Origin of the sequence: Rhodococcus sp. EPR-157, from assembly GCF_001647195.1 — a bacterium.
Classification (GTDB): Bacteria; Actinomycetota; Actinomycetes; order Mycobacteriales; family Mycobacteriaceae; genus Rhodococcoides.
Genome location: NZ_LVCV01000341.1, coordinates 1 through 8,579, shown reverse-complemented (window position 1 = coordinate 8,579; position 8,579 = coordinate 1). Strand labels below are relative to the sequence as shown.

Sequence of the window (8,579 nt, the reverse complement as noted above, 5' to 3'; positions counted from 1 at the left end):
CGGCGACCAGGGAGCCCACCGTCAGGTGCTCGAGGTCGAGAACTTCGGACAGTTGTGTGCGAAATGACGCGTCCAGGGCACCGACCGAGGCAGAACGCTCGACGAGATGACGAATGGTGTCGACGTCCTGGCCCCCCACCGCGGCCCGCTCGACGGGCGTGACCCCACTGGCCGCGACAAGCCGATTGGCCATGGCGTTTACCCATATCAGCAACGGCCGGAACACCCAGATGAATGCCCGGGATGGCTGTCCGATGAGCTTGGCCGCGAACTCCGGATGTGCGATGGCCCATGACTTCGGGGCCATTTCGCCTATGACCAGATGCAGGAAGGTCACCAGAAGCAGCGACAAGACGAAAGCTGCACTGCCTGCCAACTGGGCCGGCGCTCCCCACGAAGCGAAGGCTGGGCCGAGCCATTCATCGACAGCAGGCTTGGTCACCGCCCCGAGCGCGAACGTACACGCGGTGATTCCCAGCTGGGCACCTGCGAGCATGAGCGTCAGCTCGTGGACGCCTCGCAGTGCGGCGCGGGCGGATCGGCTAGTTGTCGCCTCCACTTCGAGACGATGCGGACGGGACCCGAGCAAGGCGAATTCGATGACGACGAAGAATGCACTGAGCACGATCAACGCAGCGGTGACCGCCACAATGAGCACAACGTTTCCCATCACGCCTCCCTCGCCTTGCCGGTCTCGGCGCGGATTCCGTCAGGGGGCGGCATGGGGTCCTCATCGAGGTCGACCAGACGCACGACGAGTTCGCTCGGAACATGACGTGAGAGCTCGAGCACCTCGATGTCGAGGGCTCGTCGCCGCGGATGATCGGTCACCAGTTCGCGGGGGTCCATGGGTAGCTCGATACGCACACTCTGACCGACGTGCGGCAGTTCGCCGGTGGCGAAAATCGCCAGACCGGCAATGGTTTCGTAGTCACCATGGGGAAGTCGAAGTCCGAGCGATCGCTCGACCTCGTCGATGTGCACATCACCATCGACCCGCCACGTGTGGTCCTCATCTGCTGCGATGACCGAGAACGGCTCGACATCGTGTTCGTCGGTCAGCTCGCCGACCAACTCCTCGGACAGATCTTCCACGGTCAGCACGCCGGCGAAACCGCCGTATTCGTCGACGACACACGCAAGTTGAGTACGGGCCCGGCTCAGGTTGGCCAACGCATCCGGCAACGACATCAGAGAGGGAAGAACCAGCGGCGGCCGCATGAGGTCCTCGACCACCGTGTCGGCATCGACGCGATGACGCAACAGGTCGGCCAGCTCGATGACACCGAGGGGCTCCTGAACTTCGGAGACCACCGGGTACCGCGTATGCCCCTTGGCCATGAGCGCGCGAACGTCACCGACAGCGGTACCAGGCGACACCACGTTCGTCTGTGCCCGCGGAATCATCGCGTGCTCCACCGTCCGATCCGGAAAGTCCAGAATGCGATCGATGAGAACCGACAGTCGTTCCGGAAGGTCGCCGCTGTCCCGGGCGTCCGCGACGATTCGCCCCAGATCCTGCGCTGTTGCCGTGGTGTCGAGATCGTGGACCGGCTTGACGCCGAGCATTCTGAGGAACACGTTCGCCGACTGGTCGAACACCACGATCAACCAGCCGAACACCGTGAGGTAGATCGACGTAGACCGCGCGAGACCGCGCGCCATCCGCTCGGGGCTGGCAATGGCCAGGTTCTTCGGGTACAGCTCACCGAAGATCATCTGCACCACGGTTGCCACGACCAGTGCAAGAACGGTTCCAATCGATACGCTCACCGCCATAGGCACACCGACCCCACCCAGTAGAGTGCCCAGCGACTCTCCGACCAACGGCTCGGCGACGTAGCCCACGAGCAGACCGGTGACGGTGATACCCAACTGGGCACCCGACAGCATGAACGAGGTCCGCCGCGTCACCTTCAATGCCCGCTGTGCCGACGCATCACCAGCTTCGGCGCGCGTCTCGAGCTTGATGCGATCAACCGACATGAACGAAAACTCTTGCGCTACAAAGTAACCGTTCGCGGCGATGATAGCCAGGATGACGATGATTCCCAGCAACAACACGACGAACGCCGTTGTCATCGCGCCGGTCTCCTCATCTCAGGACACCGACCGGCACCCTCGTCCGATGGCCCGGGTCTGTCGGAGGATCTACCCATCAGGGTCTTCTCACGCTCCACAACTCGTCGAGAACGGGGCAATCGCCTGGCACCGATTATTGCCTACTTCCGCGTCCTGCGTGTCCCACATCGTCCTGTTCGCACACGGGCGGCGGAGCTTCGCTACTCGTCGTCCGACGGAGCCTCGTCCGGATCGCCGCCGCGGATCGACCACAGCAGCCCGTCCAGCTCATCGGGCTTGATCAGCACCTCGCGTGCTTTGGAGCCCTCGCTCGGTCCCACCACACCTCGGTTCTCCATCAGGTCCATGAGCCTGCCGGCCTTGGCGAAGCCGACGCGGAGCTTTCGTTGCAGCATCGAGGTCGATCCGAACTGACTCGAGACCACTAGTTCGACAGCTTGCAGCAGCACGTCGAGGTCGTCGCCGATGTCCGGATCGACGTCCTTCTTCTCCGACGCTTTCGCCGCGGTGACCGTCTCGTTGTAGTCGGGCTCAGCCTGGTTCTTGGCGAAATCGACGACAGCCGAGATCTCCTCGTCGGTGATGAACGCACCCTGCAGGCGGGTCGGCTTGCCCGCACCCATGGGCAGGAACAAGGCGTCGCCCATACCGATCAGCTTCTCGGCGCCACCCTGGTCGAGAATGACGCGCGAGTCGGTCAGCGAGGACGTCGCGAAAGCCAGACGCGACGGCACGTTCGTCTTGATCAGACCGGTCACGACGTCCACCGACGGACGCTGCGTCGCGAGGACGAGGTGGATTCCCGCTGCTCGCGCTTTCTGGGTGATGCGAACGATCGCGTCCTCGACGTCGCGTGGGGCCGTCATCATCAGGTCGGCCAGCTCGTCGACGATTGCCAGGATGTACGGGTAGGGACGGTAGACGCGTTCACTACCGAGAGGTGCAGTGATCTCGCCGGATCGAACCTTCTTGTTGAAGTCGTCGACGTGCCGGACCTTGTTGACCTGCATGTCCTGGTAGCGCTGTTCCATTTCCTCCACGAGCCACGCGAGCGCAGCCGCAGCCTTCTTCGGCTGCGTGATGATCGGGGTGATCAGGTGCGGAATACCCTCGTAAGGCGTCAGCTCCACCATCTTCGGGTCGATCAGGATCATCCGAACTTCGTCCGGCGTCGCGCGTGCGAGCAACGAGACGAGCATGGAGTTCACGAAACTCGACTTGCCCGAGCCGGTGGAACCGGCAACCAGCAGGTGCGGCATCTTCGCGAGGTTGGCGCTGACGAAGTCGCCTTCGATGTCCTTGCCGAGACCGATGACGAGAGGGTGGTGATCCTTCCTGGTCGACGGGGCAGTCAGCACATCGGCGAGGCGGACCATCTCGCGGTCCGAGTTGGGCACCTCGATACCGACCGCGGACTTGCCGGGAATCGGCGCGAGAAGTCGGACGTTGTCCGTCGCGACCGCATAGGCGATGTTGCGCGCGAGCGCGGTGATCTTCTCGACCTTGACACCCGGCCCCAATTCGACCTCGTAGCGCGTCACTGTCGGCCCGCGGGTGAACCCGGTGACCGCGGCATCGATCTTGAACTGGTCGAGGACTTCGGAAATCGCTTCGATCATCGCGTCGTTCGCTTGGCTGCGAGTCTTGGGCGGATCCCCGTCGATCAGCAGTGACAACGAGGGCAACGTGTAGTCGCCGTCGACCACCCGGTCGACGACGATCTTGTCTTCTTCTGCTGCGGCTTTGGGCTCGGCAGCCTTGACGACCGGCTTGGGCTTCGGGCGCGGCGGGGTGGGCGCCGGTGCCGCAGCAACAGGTGCGGCCGCAGGTGCAATGACCTCGGTGGGCTCTTCGACCGGGGAGCTCTTGCGCGCTCGAGGCTTCTTGACCGGGATGTACTCCTCGGTCGGGTAGTTGTCGTACGGATCCGCACTTGCGGCGTGCACAGGGTAGCCGTCCGCATCGAAACCGTCGGCGTCGTAGTCGCCGTACCCGTCCTCGCCGAACTCCGAACCGTAGTCTTCCGGGTCGTAGTCGCGGTATTCGTCGCCGCGACTGTCGGTACCGAACAACGCGCGAAGACGGTCCGGGATGTCACGCACCGTCGTACCGGTCAGCAACAGGACGCCGAACAGACCTGCCAGCAGCAGAAGAGGAACGGCAAGCCAGACCGTCACGCCGTCAGCGATCGGTCCGCCCGCGACATAGCCGACGAAACCGCCGCCGGTGGCACGACCTTCTCCGTCCCCCGGGAAGCCTGCTGCCATGTGCCACAGACCGAGAACCGGTAACGCGACCAGAATCGACCCGAGCACGAGGCGCGGCCGAATCTCCGGATTGGGTTCGGATCGCATCAGAATGACCGCGAGCGCCACACCGAGAACTGGAACGAGGTAGCCGGCGTCACCGACCACAGCTCGCACCGCGATCTCGATCCATTCGCCGACGGGACCTCCTGCACTGAACCACACCGCTGCGGCGACGATGGCACTGACGGCGATGAGCCCGAGCGCGATCCCGTCGCGTCGGTGACCGTGCTCGATATCGGCGGCTTTGCTCACGGTCCGAGTGGTCGCGCCGACACCCTTGGCCGCCATCGACCAGGTGGAAGACACTCCGCGGCCGAACGCGGACATGACACTGCCGGTCTTCTTCTTCGCGGGCCGCCGAGCAGATGCCGCGCGGCTCGACGCCGGACGGCCCGATGCTGTCCGGCTCGATGCGCCGCTGCGCGCGGGAGCCTTGCGCGGTGCCGTCGGCTTCTTCGGCGTGGTCACCGTGCGTGCGGTTCGCCCTCCGGAAGACTTACTCGATCCCCCCGAAGCACGCGAGGTCGAACTTCGGGTGCTGGTCTTTCCTGCCATTCCCTCAGGTTAGTCGCAATGGCACCTTCAAAACCATCCGCAACACGAGTAACAAGGGGTCAAAAGCTGCGGTCGAGGCTCTGAACAGCGATGACGTCGTCGGGATCGCCTGACGGATCGAGGTCGACGGCGCTCCGTCCGAATGCGTGCAAGAGCAGCTCCGACGGCCTCCCGGTCAGAACAACCCGCCTCCCGCCCGCCTTGCGCACCGTTGTCGTCCGTCCGTCCAGACTCTCCAACACCACCCCGACGGGCGATCCTCGATACGCACGTCTGCCGATCAGCCCGGCGATCGACCAGAGTCTGTTCTCCATGTCGACCGACAGCATCCGCGACGACCAATCCGGCCGAGCCCTACGCAGGTCCTCATGATGGACGAACATTTCGCCGACGTTGATCAGCGGATCGAGGAGCTTGAAGGGCGACCAGATCGGCGGGCCTCCGGCGATTGTGGCGACGAGTTCGTCGTACGGTGCGGTCGCGACGTCTTTCTGCACCCTTTCGGTATATCCAGCCAGAAAGGGCAGCAGAATCCCCGGTGCTGCATCCAACCGGCGTTCGCGGACCACCAGATGCGCAGCTAGGTCTTTGGCGGTCCAGTCTCCGCACAAAGTCGGGGCGGTCTCCCCCACCGCGGTGAGGGTGAGTACCAATTGTGCGCGTTCGTCCTGTGCAAGGGTCACATCGATCCACGGTACGTGCCCCGCGCACGCGGCGCCTGCTGCCTTCCGTAATCTCGGATCGGTGCCGATCTCAGAAATTCTCGTCATTCTCGTTGCAGGGTTCGGTGCAGGCGCCATCAATGCCGTCGTCGGGTCGGGAACCCTCATCACGTTTCCGACTCTGATCGCGTTCGGCTACCCCCCGGTCGTCGCGACGATGTCCAATGCCATCGGACTCGTCGCGGGCAGTGTGTCCGGAACCTGGGGCTACCGCAAGGAACTGCGCGGCCAATGGCCACGACTGAAGTGGCAGATGCCGGCGTCCTTCGCCGGCGCACTGCTCGGCGCCTGGCTGCTTCGCCACCTTCCCGAGTCGGTCTTCTCGATGGTGGTTCCGTTCCTGTTGATCGGCGCGCTCATTCTGGTTGTCCTACAACCGCGAATCCAGGTCTGGGCCAAGCGCCGTTCGGAAGCGGCTGGTGTTGCCGTCGACCACATCAGTCGGACGAAACTGACCTTGCTGACGTTCGGCACGTTCGCAGTCGGTGTGTACGGCGGCTATTTCACTGCAGCGCAGGGAATTCTGCTGATCGGTGTCATGGGCGTACTGCTTCCGGACTCGATGCAGCGGATGAACGCAGCCAAGAACCTGCTGTCGCTCATCGTGAACGTGGTTGCGGCAGCTACCTTCACGATTGTCGCGTTCCACGACATCAGCTGGGCAGCTGCAGGATTGATCGCTGCCGGATCATTGTTCGGTGGTTCGGTCGGCGCTCGCTACGGCAGAAAACTGTCGCCGTGGGCGCTACGTATCACCATCGTCGTCATCGGCCTGATAGGCCTCTGGCGACTGCTGGCCTGACACTGGGTCGACGTATCAGGCCAGCAGGACATCTACTTCTGTCCGACCGCCATCACGGTCGGCACGATCATCGGCTTGCGACGGTACTTGTCGGCGACCCAGCGGCCGACGACACGACGAACTGCCTGCGCAATTCGATGGGTGTCGGTGACTCCGTCTGATGCCAGTCTCTGCAGTTCTGCCTCGACCAGCTGACCCGCCTCTTTGAGCGCCGCAGGATCGTCGGAGAACCCGCGGCCCGAGACCTCGGGAGCAGCAACAGCCCGGCCGGTCGTGGAGTCCACGGCGATGGTGATAGCGATGAAGCCGCCTTCACCGAGGACCAAGCGGTCGGACAGCGTGGAGTCGCCGACGTCGCCGACGGAGAGCCCGTCGACATAGACGTGACCGACCGGTACCTGCCCCACGATGCGTGCCAGCCCGTCGACCATGTCGACGACGACGCCGTCCTCGGCCAGAACGACGCGGTCCTCGGCAACGCCCGTGGCCTTCGCCAGAGCGGCATTCGCACGAAGATGACGCCATTCGCCGTGCACAGGCATCGCGTTGGTGGGCCTGACTGCGTTGTACAGGTACAGCAGTTCACCAGCGGACGCGTGTCCGGAGACGTGCACCTTCGCGTTCTGCTGGGTGACGACGGTTGCACCTCTCTTGGCGAGACCGTTGACGACGGCGAACACAGAGTTCTCGTTGCCGGGAATGAGCGACGACGCCAGAACCACCAGATCGTTTGCCTTGATGTTGATCTGACGGTGTTCGCCGCGAGCCATCCGGGACAGGGCCGACAGGGGTTCGCCCTGAGAACCGGTGGAGATCAACACGAGTCGGTCGTCCGGCAGCGTCGCTGCGGTGTCGACGTTGACCTCCAGCCCCGCGGGCACACGGAGGTATCCCAGATCCTGCGCGATCTGCATGTTGCGGACCATGGATCGCCCGACGAACGCCACACGCCGGTTGTACCGCTCCGCGACGTCGATGACCTGCTGGATGCGGTGAACATGGCTCGCGAACGACGCAACGATGACACGTTGCTTCGCCTTGCCGATCACGGTGTCGAGAACTCCACCGATCTCACGCTCGGGCGTGACGAACCCCGGTACCTCGGCGTTCGTGGAGTCGACGAGAAATAGATCTACTCCCTCGTCGCCGAGTCGCGAGAAGCCCGCGAGGTCGGTGAGGCGACCGTCGAGCGGCAGTTGGTCGAGCTTGATGTCGCCGGTGTGCAGCGTCAGGCCTGCTTCGGTGCGAATTGCAATTGCGAGCGCGTCCGGAATCGAGTGGTTGACAGCGAAGTACTCGCACTCGAACGGGCCGTGAGTTGTCTTCTGGCCCTCGATGACCTCGACCAGGTTGGGCCGCAGGCGATGCTCGCGGCACTTGGCCGCCACGAGGGCAAGGGTGAACTTCGACCCGATGACCGGGACGTCCGGTCGCAGACGCAACAAGAACGGGACAGCCCCGATGTGATCCTCGTGACCGTGGGTGAGAACGACGGCCTCGACATCTCCCATCCGGTTCTCGATGTGCCGGAAATCGGGAAGAATCAGGTCGACGCCAGGTTGCTGATCCTCGGGAAAGAGGACGCCGCAGTCGACGATCAAGAGCTTGCCTTGATGCTCGAAAACCGTCATGTTCCGGCCGATTTCGCCGATTCCGCCGAGAGCAACGATCCGCAGACCCTTGAATGGGGCCTTCGGTGGGGTGCCGAGCCTGTCCGTCGGATCGAACTCTGTACGGGTGTCCGGGCGTTGCGTACGCGCGGAATTCTGCACGACGGGCTTCGAAGTCTGTGCGGGCTTGTCGGCCGGAGGTCCTGCGCTTCGGGTGGCGCGGCCGCGTGATCGTGCTGGTCTACTCATACAAGGACTCCTGCTGCTCGCAGGTCAGCTGCGAGCAATTCGATTTGGTCGATGCTCGGTGGCACCTGGGGAAGTCTGGGTTCACCGACGTCGAAGCCGATGAGGCGTAGCCCTGCCTTGGACGCACTGACGCCACCGAGGCGGGCTACCGACCTGGTGACGGGGATGAGACTGACGTTGATCGCCTGGGCGCGCGCGATGTCGCCCGTCATGAATGCCGTGTGGAGTTCGCGCAGACGGGCAGGTACGA

General features: G+C 63.8%; 8 protein-coding genes. 2 read left to right on the top strand and 6 right to left on the bottom strand.

The features are described from left to right. The 3 genes from A2J03_RS15800 to A2J03_RS15790 all read right to left on the bottom strand — a co-directional run. Nucleotides 1-670 (bottom strand): CNNM domain-containing protein (locus tag A2J03_RS15800; RefSeq protein WP_156520414.1); only part of this gene is annotated, 670 nt, incomplete at its 3' end. Further along, nucleotides 670-2,082, bottom strand: coding sequence for a hemolysin family protein (locus A2J03_RS15795; protein ID WP_068375708.1), 1,413 nt, complete (start codon nt 2,080-2,082; stop codon nt 670-672). The genes A2J03_RS15800 and A2J03_RS15795, both read right to left, overlap by 1 nt. Before the next feature lie 200 nt (nt 2,083-2,282). After that, on the bottom strand, nt 2,283-4,718 hold the full coding sequence (locus A2J03_RS15790) for an FtsK/SpoIIIE family DNA translocase (RefSeq protein ID WP_068375707.1): 2,436 nt from the start codon (nt 4,716-4,718) through the stop codon (nt 2,283-2,285). Here A2J03_RS15790 and A2J03_RS31705 point away from each other — a divergent pair. Continuing rightward, nucleotides 4,717-4,959 carry a hypothetical protein gene (locus tag A2J03_RS31705; RefSeq protein WP_068375705.1) on the top strand — a complete coding sequence of 81 codons (243 nt, stop codon included), beginning with the start codon at nt 4,717-4,719 and terminating at the stop codon, nt 4,957-4,959. The two genes, A2J03_RS15790 and A2J03_RS31705, sit on opposite strands and share 2 nt — an antisense overlap. A gap of 46 nt (nt 4,960-5,005) precedes the next feature. On the opposite strand, the gene A2J03_RS15780 is transcribed toward A2J03_RS31705, so the two are convergent. After that, entirely contained in the window at nt 5,006-5,629 is a 624-nt protein-coding gene (locus A2J03_RS15780) for a TIGR03085 family metal-binding protein (protein WP_068375703.1), read from the bottom strand. Between the two features lie 61 nt (nt 5,630-5,690). Between A2J03_RS15780 and A2J03_RS15775 the strand changes: the two genes are divergently transcribed. Continuing rightward, a complete protein-coding gene (locus A2J03_RS15775; RefSeq protein WP_068375701.1) occupies nt 5,691-6,470 on the top strand; it encodes a sulfite exporter TauE/SafE family protein in 780 nt (259 codons plus the stop codon). Between the two features lie 32 nt (nt 6,471-6,502). On the opposite strand, the gene A2J03_RS15770 is transcribed toward A2J03_RS15775, so the two are convergent. Then, nucleotides 6,503-8,329, bottom strand: coding sequence for a ribonuclease J (locus tag A2J03_RS15770; protein ID WP_231912554.1), 1,827 nt, complete (start codon nt 8,327-8,329; stop codon nt 6,503-6,505). Next, nucleotides 8,326-8,579, bottom strand: a 254-nt coding sequence (locus A2J03_RS15765) for a dihydrodipicolinate synthase family protein (protein ID WP_197480808.1), incomplete at its 5' end; no start/stop codon positions are given. The genes A2J03_RS15765 and A2J03_RS15770, both read right to left, overlap by 4 nt.

Bases quoted from the DNA above. Each gene is read 5' to 3' on its own strand.
- A2J03_RS15770 (WP_231912554.1), bottom strand. From the start codon at position 8,329: ATGAGTAGACCAGCACGATCACGCGGCCGCGCCACCCGAAGCGCAGGA.
- A2J03_RS15790 (WP_068375707.1), bottom strand. From the start codon at position 4,718: ATGTCCGCGTTCGGCCGCGGAGTGTCTTCCACCTGGTCGATGGCGGCC.
- A2J03_RS15795 (WP_068375708.1), bottom strand. From the start codon at position 2,082: ATGACAACGGCGTTCGTCGTGTTGTTGCTGGGAATCATCGTCATCCTG.
- A2J03_RS31705 (WP_068375705.1), top strand. From the start codon at position 4,717: ATGACACTGCCGGTCTTCTTCTTCGCGGGCCGCCGAGCAGATGCCGCG.